The organism is Paenibacillus sp. ALJ109b (assembly GCF_010747435.1).
Taxonomy (GTDB): Bacteria; Bacillota; Bacilli; order Paenibacillales; family Paenibacillaceae; genus Paenibacillus; species Paenibacillus taichungensis.
In genome coordinates, this window is sequence record NZ_JAAIFP010000035.1 from 70,317 (window position 1) to 89,351 (window position 19,035).

Sequence of the window (19,035 nt, forward strand, 5' to 3'; positions counted from 1 at the left end):
AGTACATATTATATTCCTTCATATATTAAAAATTTATAATAAAAATCCGATATATATTAAGTGTGTTTTCATGTTTATGAAGACCTAATGTACTATAACAAAGCCCTAGGACTTTGCGATTTATTCATAAGCAAGGACCAAAGACTGATAAAAGATAGTACAGAAATGTTTCACCATCGTATTTAATTGATAAAAAGGACGGGAAATTCATGAATCGTTATGATGAAATCATCTGGAAAAGGAACAAGCTGATCTGTATCATCCTGTGGGTTATTGTTGCCATCGGTTTTGGTATGGCCTTTCTGGAACCCAAGCTGCTTGTTTCGAGTGGGGTAGCTATTTTATTCACCGGTTGGGTAACGTACGCCAATATCAAAAAGAAGTATATTCATGTGATCCCGTGGCTTTGTACACTCCTGATTACGGTTTGTGGAGTCTATGCAGGCTGGGGAAGTGTTAACATCACTTTAAGTCTGGTGATCACTTCAGTGTTATTGCTCTATCCCGACAAAAAACTGTTCACAACCGGATTTCTCGTGTTGCTTGCTATTAGTATTCTTCAGGTTGTTCTAGTGCAAACAAAGAGCTCCGAGGAGTTTATTGGCCATATTGTTGATGTAGGGTTGTTTGCACTTACTGGAGCCATTCTGATGATGGTTTCCCAGTTGAATCAAAGACTCTTTTGGGATAGCGAGGCCCGTTGGCAAGAGGTGGAGCATTCCAAATTGAGAGTGGAAACAATGCTTGTAAGGGTCAAAGAATCTGTAGAGGGCCTATCTCGTTATACGGACCAACTGAAGCAAAAAGTAACCGACACCGGCTCCATTACCCATGAAGTGACGCTGGGATTCAGTGAAGTGGCCAAAGGCGTTGAATTCCAGGCTACTAGTGTAGCAGAAATTTCAGAGTCCTTGTCCTTGTCGGATCAGCATATTCGCGATGTTGCTTCCTATTCACTTCAGATGAAAGAACTGTCATCCAGCATGGCAACGAGCACGGAAACAGGCAGTGCACAGATGGATCAACTGAATGTTCAGATGCAGGAGCTGTATGAAACGATTAATACCACAGCCGATGATATGAGCAAGTTTAACGAGGAAAGTGAGTCCATGTCTCTAATGCTTAACAGCATCTCGGATATTGCGAACCAGACGAATCTGCTTGCGCTCAATGCAGCGATCGAAGCAGCCCGTGCAGGTGAACATGGACGAGGGTTTGCAGTCGTGTCGGAGGAAGTTCGTAAGCTGGCAGAACACTCCGGCCATTCGGCTAGTGATATTGCTGCTATTTTGTCCCGTTTGAGAGGACAGACACAGGCGTTGACGGATCGATTTGGGCGTATTCGACTCGCTTTGGAAGCAGGAAAAGACAGTGTGCAAACGGCAGAAGAAGTTTTCCGTACGATCAACAGCAATTCTCAGCAAGTATTGAATCAGGCCGCAGATATTGAGATCAGTTCAGTCACCATGAGGGAATCCTCTACAAAAGTGGTTAATGAGGTTTCGGAGATTTCAAGTGTGACCCAGCAATCGAGTGCCGCTGCGGAAGAAATTCTTGCCAGTATGGAAGAACAGCGCAATCTGACCCAGAAGATGGTTGACAGCTTCGGAGAACTGGAGCAATTGATTGTGGACCTGAACGAGTTGGTATCGGACAAGAACGAGGTACGTTCTACTACTGATACGCTGTAAAATAAAGCAGGCTGAAGCTGGCTTACTGCATCGGAATCACCTAATCACACCAATTTATATTCGAAGTTCAGTTACTAAGCCTGTCTCCAAGCATGATGTGGGGGCAGGCTTGGTTGTTTTTTGGATGGGATGATCTCTCTGGCTGTTGAAAACGAAACAATTGTGGATGTTCATCCAGGCCCACTATAATGGGAAGAAGAATTTGTGAAAAAACGATTGATGCAGGAAGTTTGGGCAATTGGGGGAGCAGAACGTGAAGAATGCAGTAAAGGAAAAAAGGTCGGATAGCCACGATCGTACAGATCCAGCGAAGAATGAAAGACGCGATAGTCGCGTTCGTTTCTATGATCGGAATTCGCTCGAAGATATGGACTGGCCTAACACCGAGGATGCTAGAGATGCAAGAGCGTATTTGGAACCTATGATGTTACAAGGGACACGGGACTTCATTATAAATGTTAACACAACCTTACTCATTGCTCGAATTGACGATCTAGTGCTTCCGTTGACGGTAAATGATGCAGAGTATGAAAATTCTTACGTTTGTTCGCCTTATACGCATTATGTGCGGTATGCCAAGCAGGAGTTGATGCTGCTTCGGAAACCGTTGCTGGAAAAAGGGCTTTTCGCGCTGCTCAGTGTGGTGGGGTGGGGGATGCGGCAATCACAAATAAACAAAGTTGTACATATCAACAACTGGCTGTTATCAACAAACCTGTATCCTGCCATGTCAGGAGAGCAGGCGGTTTGTCTGCTTGCAGCAGTAAGGGAACGTTATCCTGAGCATGCCGTCGTATTTCGTTCCTTGTGCACAGGGCTTCACTCTGATCTGACGGGAGAGCTGAAGCAAGTAGGCTGTCAACTAATTCCGAGCCGGCAAATCTATCTGTACCGGGCGAATGATCCAAATTTCGGCAATGCGAAGTCGCGCTGGCTACTGAAGCGGGATTACGAATTGTTGACCAAACATGGATATGAATTCGTTTCCGGAGCGAATCTGACGGAGGAAGATATTCCGCGAATCGCGGAGTTGTATAGGCTGCTATACCTTGAAAAATACTCTTATGATAATCCGCAATTCAGTGAACAGTTCATTGCGACAGCAAAAGCTTCGGGAGCGCTGACCTTGTATGGTCTGCGGAAGGAAGGGCGCATAGATGCGATTATGGGATACTTCTGTCGAAATGGGGTGATGACAACGCCGTTGTTCGGTTACGATACGGCGCTACCCCAGTCCATCGGGCTGTACCGCATGCTGTCAGCTTGCCTGATTGGACAGGCCCGTGAAAACGGCCATCTGTTGCATGAGAGTGCTGGTGCTGCGCAGTTCAAACGCAACCGTGGCGCTGTGTCGGATTTCGAGTATTCTGCCGTGTATGAGCGCCATCTGCCAATGAGCAGACGCTGGTGCTGGCTGCTGCTTGAACGGATTTTGAATCGCGTAGGTGTGCCGCTGATGCGTCGGATGAAGCTGTAAACATGCACAACAGTGCGCTGACGCCGTCCTATGTGGGGTGCGCGTGCAGGTTTGGATCCACACACAACAGGTCAGTCATCGTGAAACATACACTTATTTAGATTAGCCTCAAATATGTTCGCGCCTTAATTATGCATGTTCGGCCAACTGCACTTCGAAGCCATCTGGGTCGGCAATATAAATAAACCGCAGATGCGGATTGGGCTGGACGGGGCCTCGTGCGATCGGGATGCCTAATGAAGCGAGCTGCTCCATGGCTTCGTCCAGCGACCTTACCTCATAGCCGATCGAAACACCGGCCTCTGGCTTGAGAGTGGTTTCGCTACCTTCAATCAGTTCCAACTTTGTTTCATTTTCAGGGCCGAGCATGGCAATCTGCCGTCCGCGGCTTTCGAATCTGCGCTGAATCGGCAGCCCTAGCATGTCGTGGTAGAAACGGAGCGATGCTTCCAGGTCGCGTACCCGCAGTGTGATCCAGTTTAATCTGATCAACATCATGAGTCTCTCCTTTTTTACGTCATATTTATCAACGTTATGCTTATTATACGATAAGCTTGTGCGTGGGCCTACCATACTACGCTACCTTTACATATAGAAGTTGGATTTAAAAGTGAATTCGAAAAACTGCCCAAGAATATTCTTGGGCAGTTTGGCTAAGAGTGTCGTTCAATGAGCGGGCACTTTTTTTATTGAATCAGATCAATCGCATCCTGTGACACAAAGGCTTCTACGCCATTGTAGACAATCACGCCATCCAGTGTTGTCTTTTTGCCATTAACGAGCGCGATATTTTTGTAGATTTGCAGTTCAAGCTTGGTGCTACCTTTTGTTACGAGGATCTTCGGATTTTTGGCATCCGTCAGATCCAGCTTGTACGTTGCTCCTTTGGCAGTAAAAGCCTGTTTTGCGGGCACAAACAATTGTTTGCTAACGCTATCGAGGTCAAGGTCCAGCACACGTGCCATGTATTTGGCTACATCCGTATTGTCGATAACACCGAAAGGTCGATCATTATTCGGAGCGTACGTATACAGCACAACATCTCCACCCGTATGACCACCAGTGGTCCAGCCGATGCCGGAACGTTTGCTGATCATCGGTCCAACCGTATAATTGAGGCTGCCGGGACTGGCCGCTTTAATTGCAGCGATTTCCTCGGAAGTCAGGTCGGTAATGCCATAGTATTGCTTCATCACAACTTTGATATTAGTGCGTTTGGCATCCAGCTTGGATTCCAAACCTTCGCCTGTCAGCTTGGCCTTTTTCAGAGGTCCGATAAATGTGGACAACGGCTCTTTATCATAGGTGCCTGTCGTTGAAGCATTACCGATGGTCAATCCACCGTTCTGGTGATCCGTGACAGCGACAACGACAGTTTCTTGATCTTTTTTGGCAAAATCCATGGCTACTTTGATGGCATCATCGAATGCCAGTACATCACTGATAATGCCGATTGGATCGTTGGCATGTGCTGCCCAGTCGACCTTGCTGCCTTCAACCATCAGGAAGAAACCATCTTCATCTTTGGAAAGAACTTCGATCGCTTTAGTTGTCATCTCGGCGAGACTTGGCTGTTTTGCTGGATCACGATCCATATTATAAGCCATGCCTGCCGGGGCAAACATCCCCCACAGCTTGCCTGAAGTTGAAGCTTTCATCGCTGCCGGAGTAGTCACATAATCGTAGCCCAGTGCTTTGATGGATGAGACCAGATTTTCGCCATCTTTGCGTCCTGCAGGCTCCAAATAACTGCTTCCTCCACCGAGAACAACGTCCATACCGTTATAGACCTGCTGTTTGCTCAATGCATCATAGTTTTTGCGATCCGGATAGTGGGCGGAGAAGTCAGCTGGTGTGGCGTGCATAATTTCAGATGTCGCAATAATGCCAGTTGCTTTGCCTGCCAGTCTGGATGCTTCCAGGATAGAAGCGACCGGTTTTTTCGCATCTCCCGGTGCGATGGCTTTTTGTCCAGGCATCGTTGCTTTATCAGGCAGTACTCCGACATACCCTGTATGTGATTTGTGACCTGTAGCAAAGGCTGTTCCCGCAGGGGCCGAGTCCGCAATCGGCGCATCCGCAGAGTGTGTACGAACCATGCCACTAGCCATGGAGTCCAGTGTAAGAGAGGAACCTTTGTACCAGCGAGCCAAAGCTGTTGCGTCGTTCGCCATACCGTCCGGGATCAGGATGATTACATTTTTGATCGGTGAAGCAGATGAGGTGGTGTTTTCCACAGCCCATGCTGCACTACTGCCTCCCAGCGTAGCTGTAAGAATGGTCGTAACCGCGAGCATCATTTTGGCAGCACGGGTATTGAATCGATTTAACATGAACACATCCTCCTAATGATATGTATAGTTTGGTATCCAAACCAGTGTATACAATCAATGATAAATGAGCGCATGTACTCGATTAACTAAATGTAAATTTTACGATTAGAGAAGTGCGGCTGGATAGGTACTGAATATTCGTCATCTCATTATGGAAGGGACTAGGTGTTTCAATGAGCCAGCACTTTTCTCTTGACGGAACGGGGAGAGGACTGCAGATATCCAGCAAGGAGCTTTCAATCAGTATGGGCTGGCCGTGAAGCACGTGTGTATAAGAATCACGAACAGGATTAGCGACCTATGGTATAGAATTCGTAGTGTAAAGGTGTATGCATGATGAAATAGAGAGATTGATGAGAGAGGTGAGTGATCATGATTGATATTATTGCGCTTCGACGAGACCTTCACGAACATCCCGAGCTGGGATTCACTGAATTTCGTACGGCTGCCAAAGTCGTGCAGATGTTAACGGAACATGGTTACCGTGTGACTTATGGAAAAGATGCCATTGATGACACATCGCGGCGAGGTCTGCCAAAACCTGAAGTGTTGGAAGATGCATATCAGCGTGCCATCGATGAAGGGGCAGATCCAGCGATTGTGCAGCAGATGCGAGGGGGATTCACGGCGGTTGTCGCTGAGTTACAAGGAGAACAGGAAGGGCCAACAACGGCGTTCCGCTTCGATATGGATGCACTTCTGATCTGTGAGAGCAAGTCAGATAAACATATACCACAAGCGGGGCAATTCCGCTCCAGTCATGAAGGCATTATGCACGCTTGCGCACACGATGGACATACAGCCATTGGGCTTGCACTTGCAGAACGTTTGAGTAACCGAAATTTCGCCGGGAAGATCCGTCTGCTGTTCCAGCCTGCTGAAGAAGGTGTGCGTGGTGCGTATGCCATGGTCGAAAAAGGTATGCTGGAACAGGTAGACCGTCTGTTCTGCATACATCTGGGTACAGGTGTGCCTTCCGGTCATGTCAGAGGGGCGTCTGCTGGATTCCTGGCAACGACCAAGCTGGAAGCCCATTTTACAGGTGTGTCTTCTCATGCCGGAGCTACACCGGAGGAAGGACGGAATGCTTTGCTGGGAGCCTCTACGGCACTGCTTAATATTCATGCGTTGCCTCGGTTTAGCACGGCAGATACACGCATTAATGTGGGTATTCTTGAAGGCGGAACAGGGGCCAATATTATTCCCGAGCACGCAAGGATGGTGATTGAAACCCGTTCAACGACAGAAGAAACAAATCATGAGCTGGAGCGACGGGTGCGTCAGATCATCGAGCACAGCGCGGCGATGCATGAGTTAAGCTCCACGGTTGAAGTCATCGGCGGTGCAGTCCCTATTCACTGTGATATGGAGCTTGCAGAGCTTGCTGTGCAACAAACTGAAGGCATCGCAGGATTTACCCATGCGGAGGCTATTTCGGATGGTGCTTCACTCGGAAGTGAGGATGCCAGTTACATGATTCGGCGCGTACAGGAACAAGGTGGGAAAGCGACGTATATGATTATTGGCAGCGAGCTGCCTGCTCCGCATCACCATCCGGAATTTGATATTGATGAAGCAGTGTTGGCTCCTGCGGTAGAACTGCTGGAGAGATTGGCAAAGACGCACTAGAAAGATATAACTACAACCAAGGAGGGGCTTTCACTTACATATCAGTTAAGGAGGTGAATGCGCTTCAAGGCAAGAGCACATGCGAACGTACCAATCGCCAGTTGGCTGAGGCGACAGCATAAGCTTTGCAGGCACAGCTCAATGGCGGTGGAACCTTGGAGCAGAGTTGGATGAAACATAAACAAGATCAGGGGTTCAAACCTCAAACATTGCAACAGACGAAATATGGAGCCATTGACGGAAAAATCTATGAACAATACGGTACGCTCGGCTGGCTAGGCGTTCCTTATGCAGCACCTCCGGTAGGTGAATTACGCTGGAAAGCGCCGCGTGAACCGGATGCATGGATAGGGACTCGAACAGCCAAGGAATTTGCTGCGTGCAGCTTGCAGTTATCCGGCGAAACGATAGCCGGAAGTGAAGACTCACTGTATCTCAATATTTGGCGTCCGAATACAATCAGTTCCATGCTTCCCGTTATGGTGTTTCTGCACGGCGGCGGGAATATGACCGGATCAGGCAAGGATTTTCAGGGTGAACAGCTTGCGCGTAACACGAACAGCATTATCATATCGGTGAACTATCGTTTGGGAGCTCTTGGGTTCTTTCAAAATGCTGCATTGAAAACCGGAAATGCTCTTGATGATTCGGGCAACTATGGCTTGCTTGATGCATTCCGTGCACTGCAGTGGGTACAAGATAATATCGATGGTTTTGGCGGAGATACAGGCAATGTTACGTTGGCCGGGCAGTCGGCAGGAGCACGTAATGTTCTGGCAGCGTTAATCTCGCCGCTAAGCAAAGGGTTATTTCAGAAAGCAGCTGCTTTCAGTGGTGGCCTGACCACGGCTGCACCGGAGGAAGGCGAGCAAAAATCCGATGATGCACTTGTGAAATTGCTCGTGCAAGAGGGCAAAGTGACCTCTATTGAACATGCGAGAACATGGATCGGCAAGCAGTCTCAGGCACAGCTGGTGACTTATTTGCGTGAGTTGCCTGCGGACAAACTGGTCACTGTATATGGTTCAACGGCGATTCGTATGCAGCCATTCCCACATCTGTTCCGTGACGGTACAGTTATTCCGAAAGAGGGTTTCAATGCTATCAACAGCGGTAATTATGCACAAGTGCCTGTTCTGCTGGGCAGTTTGGAAACCGAGTTTTCCAGCTTTGCTTTCGGTGATCCAAACTTTGTACCCTCATTTCATGATGAAACTCTGTTTACAGATGAAACCAAGGCTGAACAATATGCCGCAGCTCTGAAATACGGCAGTGAGGTTTATGCAGGCTTTAATACAGAGCGGGTAGCTGAACGCCTTACGAGTGAAGCGGGACAGCCACTTGTATACGCCTATCGTTTTGCATGGGGAACACAGCCTGGGGTCATTTCCGAAAGACTGCAAACAATGCTAGGCGCACCGCATGGCGCGGATATGGACTTTTACACAGGACACGCAGACGGCGTCGCCGCCCTTTTCCCTGAAGGTTATTTTAGTGAACAGAACAAACCTGGCCGTGAGGCATTGTCTGCCGCGATGGCAGCATATTTAAAGCAGTTCCTTCACACAGGTAACCCGGGTCGTGGTGGATTCTCGGAGTTGGCCGAATGGACACCTTGGTCAAAAGACGCCGAAGCACCAATTATGCGCTTGGACGCAACCGATACGAAAGCGGAGATCGGCATGTCTACGCAATATAATGGAGGCAAGGATGTCGTAATGGCGAAAATGAAAAAAGAATTGCCAGAAAAGACATACAAGTTGCTGACGGAGAAGGTATTTGCCGGACGTTTTTTCTGGGAGTAAGTCATGTGAAAGGACACGAGAGAATGCTCTCTCGTGTTCTTTTTTAGTTGCAGGCGCATCTCCTCATTCTTCAATGTGAAAATACCATATCTATAGGTGGTTTCTGGATTTTTTTCGTATGTAGAATAGTGATCTCGTCATGGGGCTGGTCTAAAAACAGAAATTGAGGTAGAATTATTGAGAATTATTCTCAATTAAACAAATCTCTTTCTGAGAGTCATGATCAAGTTATAGACGAGGTGAGAACACATGGGTTTCGATTCGTTAGCTGTCGTATATCAGCATTACTTAACGCAGGAACCATTCAGTCAGCAAGATGAAAATACGTATCTGCTCTCTGCTAAAGCGGGCAGTGGCAATATAAAAAGAGTAACCACGTATAGTGGTATCGAAATTGTGTATTCTCAGATTAAATATAGTGAACCGTGCTCTACGTTCTTTGCGTCGAATATTCCCATCATTGAGCTGCAATTTGCCTTGTCAGGTGCGCGCTATGTAGACATATCCGGTCAGCAATATACGCTGCCCACTGGACAGGGAGCACTCATTATGATGCGTGATTTTGAAGCCTGGTTCCATCCGCCTGCGCAGGAGAACTATACTTCTTTTGCCATCGGAATTCCGATCTCGTTGTTCAATTATGCGGGCGCACAATTGGCAACGAGCCAGTCCATTCGGTTTCAGGACATTTTAGGACATTGTGTGTTCAAACCGATCATATTTCAGCTGGATCACAGAATTCGAACGATGATTGACAGTCTGATTGGGGAATTGAACAACCCCTATAGATCTTCCTTAATGATGGAAGCGACCGCATTGGAAATATTGAATCGGTTTATGATTCAGCTTTTTGATCTGACGCCAATTCCTTCGGGATTCTCCAGAGAGGATATACGGAAGTTGCATACCGCCCGTGAGATTATGGAGGCATGCATGGTTGAACCTCCATCCCTGCTGGCGTTGTCCAAACAGGTGGGGCTGAATGATTTCAAATTGAAAAAAGGATTCAAGGCGTTATTCGGCAGCACCGTATTTGAATATTTGCGTCAGTTTCGTCTGGATAACGCCATGAAATTGCTGCGCAGCCAAGAGAACAACGTCACTGAAGCAGCGATAGCAGTTGGTTACAGTAATATCAGTGCCTTTTCCCAGCAATTCTATCGCAAATTCGGCGTGAAGCCATCGGAAATGAAAAAAATATATTAATAATCCGTCTAACCGTTAATTGTTCCGTATGGAGGCAGTCGAGAATCTCTCAGCCTTGTATACTCCAGGTACAGTGGATACTGTACTGAAAAATAAAGGAGTGTATGAGCGTGAACAGAATTAGAGGAAGTATCTTTTTTAGCGTATTTGCAGCCATGTTGGGTCTTATGCTTATTGCACCCATTATGCCGCCGCTCATTCGTGAGTTGGGGATGAAAGAAAGTCATTCCGGGCTAATTATTTCTCTGGGGTCCATCGCCATGGCTGTGATGGGTCCGGTATGGGGCAGGTTCAGTGATCTGAAAGGCAGAAAACCCATCATATTGATTGGATTCATAGGCATGTCCATAAGCTGTGCGTTGTTTGCATTGGCGATGTATAGTGGATTAAATGCGTGGATCGGAGGAGGCCTTCTGTTAACCCTTCTGATTGTAACGCGGAGCTTGATCGGCATGTTCATTCCGGCAGTGTTATCCTCTTCTCAGGCATATATGGGAGATGTGACGGAAGGGGAAGAGCGGGGAAGCGGGATGGCGATTATTAGTGCCGCCAATGGGCTGGGGCTTGTATTTGGCCCTGCGATTGCAGGCGCTTTTACCATTATCGGTCTCCTGTGGCCGCTTTATTTTGGTATTTTTATTGCGGTAGCGGCGTTTATTATCGCTTTGTTGCTCATTCCTGCTGCCAAACCGGTCATTCAGGAGAAAGCGCCCAAAGTTAACCCGTTCCAACGCGGTTTGCGTATGTATCTTGCTGCGGGTTTGGTTACAATGATTGGCATTATGACGGTACAGGTTGTAGGTGGATTTTATTTTCAGGATCAACTCGCATTATCTCCAGGGGCTACAGCCAGAATGGTTTCGTTCGGACTGATGTTCTCTGGGGCTGCGATGCTGATTATGCAGGTGATCCAGATGAAGTGGTTGAAATGGCAGCCGCGGCCGATGATTTTGCTGGGGTCCCTTTTTCTGCTCGCAAGCATGGTATTGTTTCTGATCTCCAGTCAATTGGTTGTCTATTATCTCTCATTCTTCCTGTTCGGCATGGGCTCGGGTCTGATGATGCCTGGTTTCATGGCGGGAGCTTCTCTTTCGGTTAGCAAAGAACAGCAGGGCGGCGCAGCCGGATTGGTTGCAGCGATTCAAGGTATATCTGCTGTGATTACCCCTTTACTGACAACAACGTTGTATCAGGTGGATAAACATATTCCATTCATGCTGGTAGCCCTATTGGTTCTCATCATGGGTATTATTATGCTGGGCATTAAAAAAGATCAATCTGGTCCAGCGAACGCAAAGGAAGCCATACGTTCTGCATCATAGTCAGATAAAGCCAGAAGGTCAAAAAAGGTCAAAGTGGAAGAAAGCAGAATCTATTTTAAGGGAATGAATCTTGGCGTGGAAAAATCGTTCTTTTTGAGCTTTAACGGATTTTGAGCAATTTAGGGATCGATTTTATAATTAGACGTGTAAGCAACAACTAAACCAACCACACATAAGGAGCTGATTGTGATGTTTGATCTGATTCCGTTTCGCAAACGAAATGAAGACTTGTTCGGACACATGCTGAAATCCTTCAATGACATGGTTGAGTCTCCATTCCTCTCTCCATTCGGAATCAGCTTACAGCCATTTCGGACCGAAATTCGAGAGGAAGAAAACAAATATCTGGTAGAAGCCGAGCTTCCCGGCATCGCGAAAGAGGATATAGACATTCAGGTTGAAGGTAATGAACTGATCATCCGTGCCAAACGGAATGAAATGACTGAGCAGAAGGATGATACGAATCGAATCATTCGGCAGGAGCGACGTTCAGGTGAATTTATCCGACGTTTCTATGTGGAGCATATTGATGAGGAAAACATCAAGGCCAAATTGGAAAATGGTTTGCTGAAGCTAGACATTCCGAAACTGCCGGGCGAAGATCACAGCCGAAAAAGCATTCAGATTGACTGACACATATGTGAATACAGGAGCGTTATCCATCCCTCATGGCAGGCAGCAAGCAGGAAACGTTCTTGATGATATTCCCCGGGGCCTCGCCTGGGGAATTTTCATATCTTTGTTTAACCAGTCTGATTGAACATTTACAGCCTAAATCTTGGTCATTGGAAGACCGCAGTTTCAGCTGATTCAACCTACTTCTCAGCCGCAGCCTGCATCAGCTTGTAAATCTGGCGGGTCGTGTTCACGTTCCGGACCGTCATATATTTGTAGACCTTGGAGCCTATGAGCTTGTTCATACCACTATTGATGACAAGTTCTTTACTGACGGAATATAAAATGGCTCCGGGAACATATAGCAATGTGCCGATCTCCGGTTTGATGGGCAGTTTGTCCAGAACGGATGCATCATCCACTTCATCCCAGAGGAACATGACATCACTTTTGGCCGTGGCATCATTCGTCCAGTCCTCCGGTAGTGCCTGAATAACAGTTCGGACTTCATCCAGATTACGTACCATCACTTTGATCTGTAAGCCAAAATCGACAGCTATGGCTTGTTCAAGAATCTGGGATAATTCTGTATTCGCATCCACGCGTTCCTGATGATCGGCAAAGATAATATTTCCTGAGTTGATATATGTCACCACATCCAGCAAGCCGGCTTGCTCAAACGTTTCTTTTAACTGCTTCATATTGATTTTGTTATTCCCGCCCACATTAATGCCCCGCAGCAAAGCAACATAAATCATGATTCAACCCTCCGTATCTTGTGATCCTTTACTTTTAACGAAATGACAAATACTCGAATAAATGTGCAGTATGCTCTTCTCCCAGTAAATCATTCAATATAGGCTCGACATGCTCCAGATACTCGGGTTTGGTTTCATAAGTTTCGTCGTCCTTTAATTCTCCAGCATAGGTCCGTGCAGCTTCAATCAGGATGGCCAGTGCATTAAAAAACTCTGTTAATGAATCGGCAATAAGCTTAGGTTCTTCACCCGCAAAGGCCGAATATACAGGCGAGTTCGGTGCAGCTGTATCCACAATTAAGGGATCATCATTAAAATTCGCGATGACAACATGATTTTTTTGCCAAGAGGCAGACTCCTCATAAGGTTCGTTCACTCCGATCCAGCGGTGCCCCAGTTGCTGACGATGGAGATGCTCAGGGGCAACAAAGAAGATTAGAGCAGCATCACCGATCTCGACAGCTGCATTTTTCATTTTGAGTGTGCCGTTGGCCTGTTCATCGATCATCTCGTAGTGGCTGTACAGATATTGCAGCTCTGGAGAGAGTGGGATTCGTTCGTCCACTTCCGGCTGGCGGTGTTGTTCACGAGGACGCAGATCATGATTTTTGAAAAGTCCATAAGTTTCATTATATAAATCTTGCTGCTCCACAAAACGGATTAGGGCGGCATTCAGCTGTTCCATCGGTTTCTGATCCCTCCTGGTGTTAAGCTTATTTTCAAGCAGTTACATTCACTCATAGTCATAAGCATTATCATATATCAAAATGGGAAAAGCTTACACCCTGGTTATATAAATTGAACTAAACATTTTAATTGATAAAGGGGAGCATAAGTTGAAGCATTATCAACGTGTGATTCTCACTGTAAAGTAGCCAAGAAAAAAATAAGTACAAAGAGCCCTTTCGTGATGAGAGGGCCTTTTGGCATACAAAGTGGATTGTTCTTTATGTATCCAAAGTAATGAAAATTAATATTTCTTATCCATAACCCAATAATTTCCGATATAATAACCAGATAGGTCATAGCAAAAGGATACTACCTCAGAGAGGTGATTTGGATGACGATTGACGTCCTCGTGCGTAACAATGTGAAAGTGTTGGGAAAAGGCAGCCAAACGATTATCTTTGCACATGGGTTTGGGTGTGATCAGGATATGTGGCGCTATATTGTTCCGAGTTTTACGGAGAACTACCGAGTTGTTTTATTCGATTATGTAGGCTCAGGTGAATCTCAAATTAACTATTATGATCCAAACAAATACAGTGATCTTCAAGGATATGCCCAGGATGTGCTGGAGATTATGGAAGCGCTCGACTTGAGAGATGTCATATTTGTTGGCCACTCGGTCAGCAGTATGATTGGCATGCTTGCTTCCATTCATGAACCTAAATATTTCAAGCAAATCGTCATGCTGGGGCCTTCCCCGCGTTATGTAAACGATCTTCCAGGTTATTATGGCGGATTTGATCGGCGTGACATTGATGAGCTGCTGGAAATGATGCAGATGAACTTTATTGGTTGGGCCAGCTATCTCGCTCCGATTGTTATGCAGAATCCGGAACGGAAAGAGCTGACGGAAGAGTTGGAAAAAAGCTTCTGTTCAAGAGATCCGCATATTGCGAGACAATTTGCGGAAGTGACGTTTTTCTCGGATTGTCGGAATGAATTGGAGCAGGCCTCGGTACCTACGCTCATTCTTCAATGCTCGGATGACAGCATCGCTCCCGTTGAAGTGGGGGATTACTTGCATGCGCATCTGAAGAACAGTAGACTTCAACAGATGACGGCGAAGGGGCATTATCCACATTTAAGTCAGCCCGAAGAGACAAGCCGCTTCATTAAAGACTATTTGCAGAGCGTGTAAAGTAAAATGAGAGGAAAGACAATTATTTCAATGGATATTCAATTAGATATGGCTCCATGTGGCTATTTCTCAATCGCTGATTCAGGAATCATTCAATCCATCAATCAAACCCTGCTGACTCTGCTGGGATATGAACGCAACGAGCTGCTGGGACGGCATATGGAGTCAACCATGTCGGTGACCAACAAGCTTTTTTTTCATACGTATTTCTATCCCTACATTCAGTTATATGGACATGTGGATGAGATGTACTTCTCGTTTCGGACCAGCGACCAACAGGATGTTCCGGTTCTTCTGAACGGGGTTCGCCGGACACGCAATGGAGAGAGCGTAATCGACTGTGTTGTAGTTGTCATGCGCAAGCGAATTGAACATGAGAAGGATATAATGAACACCAAAACAAAGCTTCAGGAACTGTATCAAGCGACAAATGAGGCGAACCAGGAGCTTGAACGATTGCACGAAGAATATAAAGTGAAGCAGCAGGCATTGATTAAAGTAAATGATCAGCTGGAGATGATGGCCTCGACGGATCTGCTTACGGGACTCAAGAACCGCAGATTTTTTCAGGATAAAATGCTGGAAAGTTTGGCTCTCTTCCAGGAAACTCAGTGTGTTTTCTCCCTTCTGGTCGTTGATATTGACCACTTTAAGCATATCAACGATACGTATGGACATCCGATTGGAGATCTAGTTCTGGGTAACCTGGCAGGCTTGTTGCAATCGGTGTCACGGAGCACGGACGTGGTGGCGCGTTATGGCGGAGAAGAATTTGTCATTATTCTTGCGGATTGTGATCGACAGCAAGCTGTGACTATAGCAGAGAGATACCGTTCACAGATCGCCTCTGCCGATTGGGGCGAGTATAACATTACAGTGAGTATTGGCGCGGCTACGGTTTCGCAGGAAGATACAGAACAGTCTTTGTTTCAAAAAGCGGACCAGGCGCTTTATGCCTCCAAAACAGGTGGGCGAAATCGGGTGACCCATGCAGCCGAAGCAGCGAGTAATAGTAGTAAACCTTCATAATTGATTAATAACTGTCGATATAATATTCAGCACTACTATCTCTATTAGAGGAAGTGAATATATTATTATGAATCAGGTTGAGGCTGTTTTGGCTGCAATGCCATTTATTCGCGAAGCTACACGTCAGGATGTTTCCATATCGGTCATGGACCGGGAAAAGCTCCTATTTTTCGAATCCGGCAACGCTTTGAAATATGATTTCAAGGCAGGAGACCCAATTGCAGATATACACAGAGACTTTAAAATGTTAAAGAATGAATCCAAGACAAGGGAGCATTATCCGGCTGAGGTTTTTGGTATCGCTACGGATTCCTATTTCCTTCCGATTAAGAATGAACATAACGAGATAGAAGCAGTTCTTTGCATTACATATAGTATGGATACCCAGGATCAATTGAAAAAACTGATGAATCAGGCAGGAGAAGTTACAAGCAGACTGATTGAGGGTATCCAGCATGTAGCTGCTCATTCGGAAGAGTTGAGTGCAACCTCGGAAGAAATTTTGAGCAATACGAAACGTGCGGTTGAAGATTCCAGTAATGTGAATGAAGTGGTTAGCTACATAAAAGAAATTTCAGAACAGACCAATCTGCTGGGTTTAAATGCTGCAATTGAAGCTGCGCGGGTCGGTGAAGCCGGCGCAGGCTTTGGAGTAGTAGCCACGGAAATCCGTAAAATGTCAACAGGTACCAAAGAAGCCACGGGACGAATAGAGCAGTCTCTTGACGCTGTGAAAAAATCCGTACTGAACATGGAGCAGGAGATTGCCCAGATTTCAGTTTCTTCACAAGAACAGGCCAAACTGGTCACAGAGTTTATGAATGTAATTGATCAATTGAACGAAACCAATCATGGCTTGCGGAAACTGGTCGAAAAAATAACCGACGACGCTGAATAATAATTTGCTTCGTTATGCCTAATACTTCAAATCCTAAAGACGAAAAAACGCTCAACCACCATCATGGCTGAGCGTTTTTTCGTCTTGCTTAGAGTTTCACCAATTGGAATCATATCAATCTACTCATGGCTCATAAATCCATTTCCCAGTGCAGGTGAATTGGCTTGGAGAGTGAAATTTCCGTTGACCTCATCTACAAATAGGGGGTTCACATACAATGAATGTGCGTCATTTCCTGATCCCTCCATGTAGGAGGTGAAGCCGGAATACTCCGTGTTTTTCCAGACCCACAGCGCCTCTTCTTGAGGTGCAGGGGAGTAGTACACGTTATGATCAAACACATTCCCCGAATTACTGGTGTATTCATTGTAAATGAGCACGTCAGAGTTGCCCGATACGAGAATGTTCCGTTTGAACGTATTGTTCTTCGTTTGGGCTTGCAGGAATAACTGCCCATTGCCTGCATCCAGCAGGTCGTTATCCACTAACGTATTGTACATAATCGTACTGTCCTCGGTAGAACCGCGCTCTTCATCATAGCCGCCCATGGCGATGCCTGTAAGCCTGTTATGAAAAATCAGATTATCCTGCAACGTAATGTTGCTGGTCGAACGTCCGGCATGTTCTGAAGCAATCTCGATCCCGATATCGTTGCGATATACCCGATTGTGGTCGATGATATGATTTTTGCCTCCATCCACGTAGATTCCTCCTGCTGAATTGCTATCATTGGGGAGAGTCGTTCCATAGGACGGATTAAGATTGGAAGAGATATTATAGACCTCATTTCCCCGTATAATCCCGTTTCGCGCCAGATCGTAAGTGTCGTCCTCCGAAGTTCCTTCATACCCAATCAGATCAATGCCGATGTTGTCGGTATCATGGATCGTATTGTCCAGTATGGCAAACGTATCCACATTTCCGTTGACTGCGAGTGACTCACTTGAGCCTAGCACGAGATCATACAATTCATTATCCTTGATAATGATGTCCCGCAATGCTTGGGGATGCTCCGTACCATATATCGCAATTCCATGGGCATCTCTGCCCTGTAAATCTGGTCCTGAAGGTTTAGCCTCATTGGCAATGGAATGAACGGTGTTGCCCAGCAGTTGAATATGTTCTCCTGCCCCGTGAATATATATTCCAGTAGGCACTTGTCCCCGAAGTGAGGTTGTAAAGTTGCGGATTTCGAGATTTTGAATCGTAATATAGCTGGCATTTTCGACTTCAATCAAACCCTCTATGCCGCGTACCGACAGACCTTCACCATCAATGATGGCCTTCTCCTGTGGATAGCTGGAAAACAGGGTTGGATTGCCGGAGGAATTACCGCTTCGAGTGATTTTGACTTTTTGGTGATAGACACCTTCCCGCAAATAAACGGTGCTTCCCGGGGGAGCATGGTCGGCAGCATGCTGCAACGTTTTCCAGGGAGATTGAATGGTTCCTTTGTTCAAATCGTTTCCTTGTGGTGATATGTAATACATCTTCTGGGTATCCGGTACCTGCACGGCCTCGGGAGAAGGGACGGATGAAGCCTCATCCTTCTGACAACCGGTTGCGAACAGGATCAGGGCCAGGAGTGCAATTGCAGCAATACGATACAAGTTGATTCCTCCTCATGAATTGACTATGAAGTTCGATTATAGCAGATTTGAATGGTGAAATAGGGCGTGATATGCTCATACAAAACAAGCATGTGTGGAGGAATAGCAGCAGCTGGAAGGGAGAAATGATCATGCATAAACTATCTGCAAACGAATTAGTGGATCGGGAACATCACGCTTGGGAGGAACTCAAGGAGCTATTGGACCATGGACAAAACAAGTACACCTATGTTCCTGCACAGCGGGAGGCCGGAGAGGATGCGCTCTATCGGCTCCAAGTAAGCACCAAATCCTATTTGGGAGCCGTTGCCTATGAGACAGAGGGAATCGTGCTGGATGATGGCTGGATTACGTTACTTGGATCGGGTGGTGACCGTATTTTTGGGAGTCTGACCAGTTGGAATGGTTTGGGAGACAAGCTGTGTGTACCCGCATTGGAAGGCATGATGATCGTCGCCTACGATGCCGCGGGTGGGTTTTTCGGAATGGATATGGGCAAGTATGGCCGTACAGGACATATATACTATTTTGCCCCTGACACGCTGGAATGGGAATCGACAGAACTGGCTTACTCGGGCTTCATCAACTGGTTGGCTAATGGTGATCTGGAGCAGTACTATCAGACCTTTCGTTGGAAGGGTTGGCATAACGACATGGGACAGCTTCAGACAGGACAAGTATTTGCGTATTATCCACCGCTTTGGACGGAGGAGGGCGGCGGCGAGAGCAGCAGCAAAGCTCCTGTAGCGGTGGAGGAAGCCTGGAAGGCAGCATTGGCTGGGAAATGATATGCTA

General features: G+C 46.5%; 16 protein-coding genes. 11 read left to right on the forward strand and 5 right to left on the reverse strand.

Features of this window, described 5'->3' with window-relative positions:
* The first annotated feature begins 209 nt into the window (after window positions 1-209).
* A complete protein-coding gene (locus tag G3352_RS28305) occupies window positions 210-1,691 on the forward strand; it encodes a methyl-accepting chemotaxis protein (RefSeq protein ID WP_163761401.1) in 1,482 nt (493 codons plus the stop codon).
* 253 nt (window positions 1,692-1,944) lie between these two features.
* Window positions 1,945-3,168: a GNAT family N-acetyltransferase gene (locus G3352_RS28310; RefSeq protein ID WP_345940821.1), complete on the forward strand. Its 1,224-nt coding sequence runs from the start codon at window positions 1,945-1,947 to the stop codon at window positions 3,166-3,168.
* Between the two features lie 129 nt (window positions 3,169-3,297).
* Here G3352_RS28310 and G3352_RS28315 read toward each other — a convergent pair whose 3' ends face one another.
* Both G3352_RS28315 and G3352_RS28320 read right to left on the reverse strand, forming a co-directional pair.
* Window positions 3,298-3,741 (reverse strand): VOC family protein, encoded by a 444-nt coding sequence (locus G3352_RS28315; RefSeq protein WP_240343269.1) that lies wholly within the window; start codon window positions 3,739-3,741, stop codon window positions 3,298-3,300.
* 113 nt (window positions 3,742-3,854) lie between these two features.
* Window positions 3,855-5,468 (reverse strand): alkaline phosphatase, encoded by a 1,614-nt coding sequence (locus G3352_RS28320; RefSeq protein WP_163761446.1) that lies wholly within the window; start codon window positions 5,466-5,468, stop codon window positions 3,855-3,857.
* Window positions 5,469-5,873: 405 nt separating this feature from the next.
* Between G3352_RS28320 and G3352_RS28325 the strand changes: the two genes are divergently transcribed.
* From G3352_RS28325 to G3352_RS28345, 5 genes are all read left to right on the forward strand, one after another.
* Complete coding sequence (locus G3352_RS28325) at window positions 5,874-7,130, forward strand: amidohydrolase (RefSeq protein ID WP_163761447.1); 1,257 nt, start codon at window positions 5,874-5,876, stop codon at window positions 7,128-7,130.
* Between the two features lie 170 nt (window positions 7,131-7,300).
* A complete protein-coding gene (locus tag G3352_RS28330) occupies window positions 7,301-8,935 on the forward strand; it encodes a carboxylesterase/lipase family protein (protein WP_163761402.1) in 1,635 nt (544 codons plus the stop codon).
* A 249-nt stretch (window positions 8,936-9,184) separates the two neighbouring features.
* Window positions 9,185-10,141, forward strand: a complete 957-nt coding sequence (locus G3352_RS28335; RefSeq protein ID WP_163761403.1) for a helix-turn-helix domain-containing protein — start codon at window positions 9,185-9,187, stop codon at window positions 10,139-10,141.
* Window positions 10,142-10,251: 110 nt separating this feature from the next.
* Complete coding sequence (locus G3352_RS28340; protein ID WP_163761404.1) at window positions 10,252-11,463, forward strand: MFS transporter; 1,212 nt, start codon at window positions 10,252-10,254, stop codon at window positions 11,461-11,463.
* A 189-nt stretch (window positions 11,464-11,652) separates the two neighbouring features.
* Window positions 11,653-12,096 carry an Hsp20/alpha crystallin family protein gene (locus G3352_RS28345; protein WP_163761405.1) on the forward strand — a complete coding sequence of 148 codons (444 nt, stop codon included), beginning with the start codon at window positions 11,653-11,655 and terminating at the stop codon, window positions 12,094-12,096.
* A 182-nt stretch (window positions 12,097-12,278) separates the two neighbouring features.
* Here the strand turns inward: G3352_RS28345 and G3352_RS28350 are convergent, their stop codons facing one another.
* Together G3352_RS28350 and G3352_RS28355 are read right to left on the reverse strand one after the other, a co-directional pair.
* Complete coding sequence (locus tag G3352_RS28350) at window positions 12,279-12,836, reverse strand: DUF1697 domain-containing protein (protein ID WP_163761406.1); 558 nt, start codon at window positions 12,834-12,836, stop codon at window positions 12,279-12,281.
* A gap of 34 nt (window positions 12,837-12,870) precedes the next feature.
* Window positions 12,871-13,521 (reverse strand): hypothetical protein, encoded by a 651-nt coding sequence (locus G3352_RS28355; protein ID WP_163761407.1) that lies wholly within the window; start codon window positions 13,519-13,521, stop codon window positions 12,871-12,873.
* Between the two features lie 375 nt (window positions 13,522-13,896).
* On the opposite strand from G3352_RS28355, the gene G3352_RS28360 reads away from it, so the two are divergent.
* The 3 genes from G3352_RS28360 (at window position 13,897) to G3352_RS28370 (ending at window position 16,630) form a co-directional block, all read left to right on the forward strand.
* Window positions 13,897-14,703 carry an alpha/beta fold hydrolase gene (locus G3352_RS28360; RefSeq protein ID WP_163761408.1) on the forward strand — a complete coding sequence of 269 codons (807 nt, stop codon included), beginning with the start codon at window positions 13,897-13,899 and terminating at the stop codon, window positions 14,701-14,703.
* Window positions 14,704-14,733: 30 nt separating this feature from the next.
* A complete protein-coding gene (locus G3352_RS28365; protein ID WP_163761409.1) occupies window positions 14,734-15,732 on the forward strand; it encodes a sensor domain-containing diguanylate cyclase in 999 nt (332 codons plus the stop codon).
* 67 nt (window positions 15,733-15,799) lie between these two features.
* Complete coding sequence (locus G3352_RS28370; protein ID WP_163761410.1) at window positions 15,800-16,630, forward strand: methyl-accepting chemotaxis protein; 831 nt, start codon at window positions 15,800-15,802, stop codon at window positions 16,628-16,630.
* 119 nt (window positions 16,631-16,749) lie between these two features.
* On the opposite strand, the gene G3352_RS28375 is transcribed toward G3352_RS28370, so the two are convergent.
* On the reverse strand, window positions 16,750-18,240 hold the full coding sequence (locus G3352_RS28375; protein WP_163761411.1) for a right-handed parallel beta-helix repeat-containing protein: 1,491 nt from the start codon (window positions 18,238-18,240) through the stop codon (window positions 16,750-16,752).
* A gap of 131 nt (window positions 18,241-18,371) precedes the next feature.
* On the opposite strand from G3352_RS28375, the gene G3352_RS28380 reads away from it, so the two are divergent.
* Complete coding sequence (locus G3352_RS28380) at window positions 18,372-19,028, forward strand: DUF2625 family protein (RefSeq protein WP_163761412.1); 657 nt, start codon at window positions 18,372-18,374, stop codon at window positions 19,026-19,028.
* The last annotated feature ends 7 nt before the right edge of the window (window positions 19,029-19,035 follow it).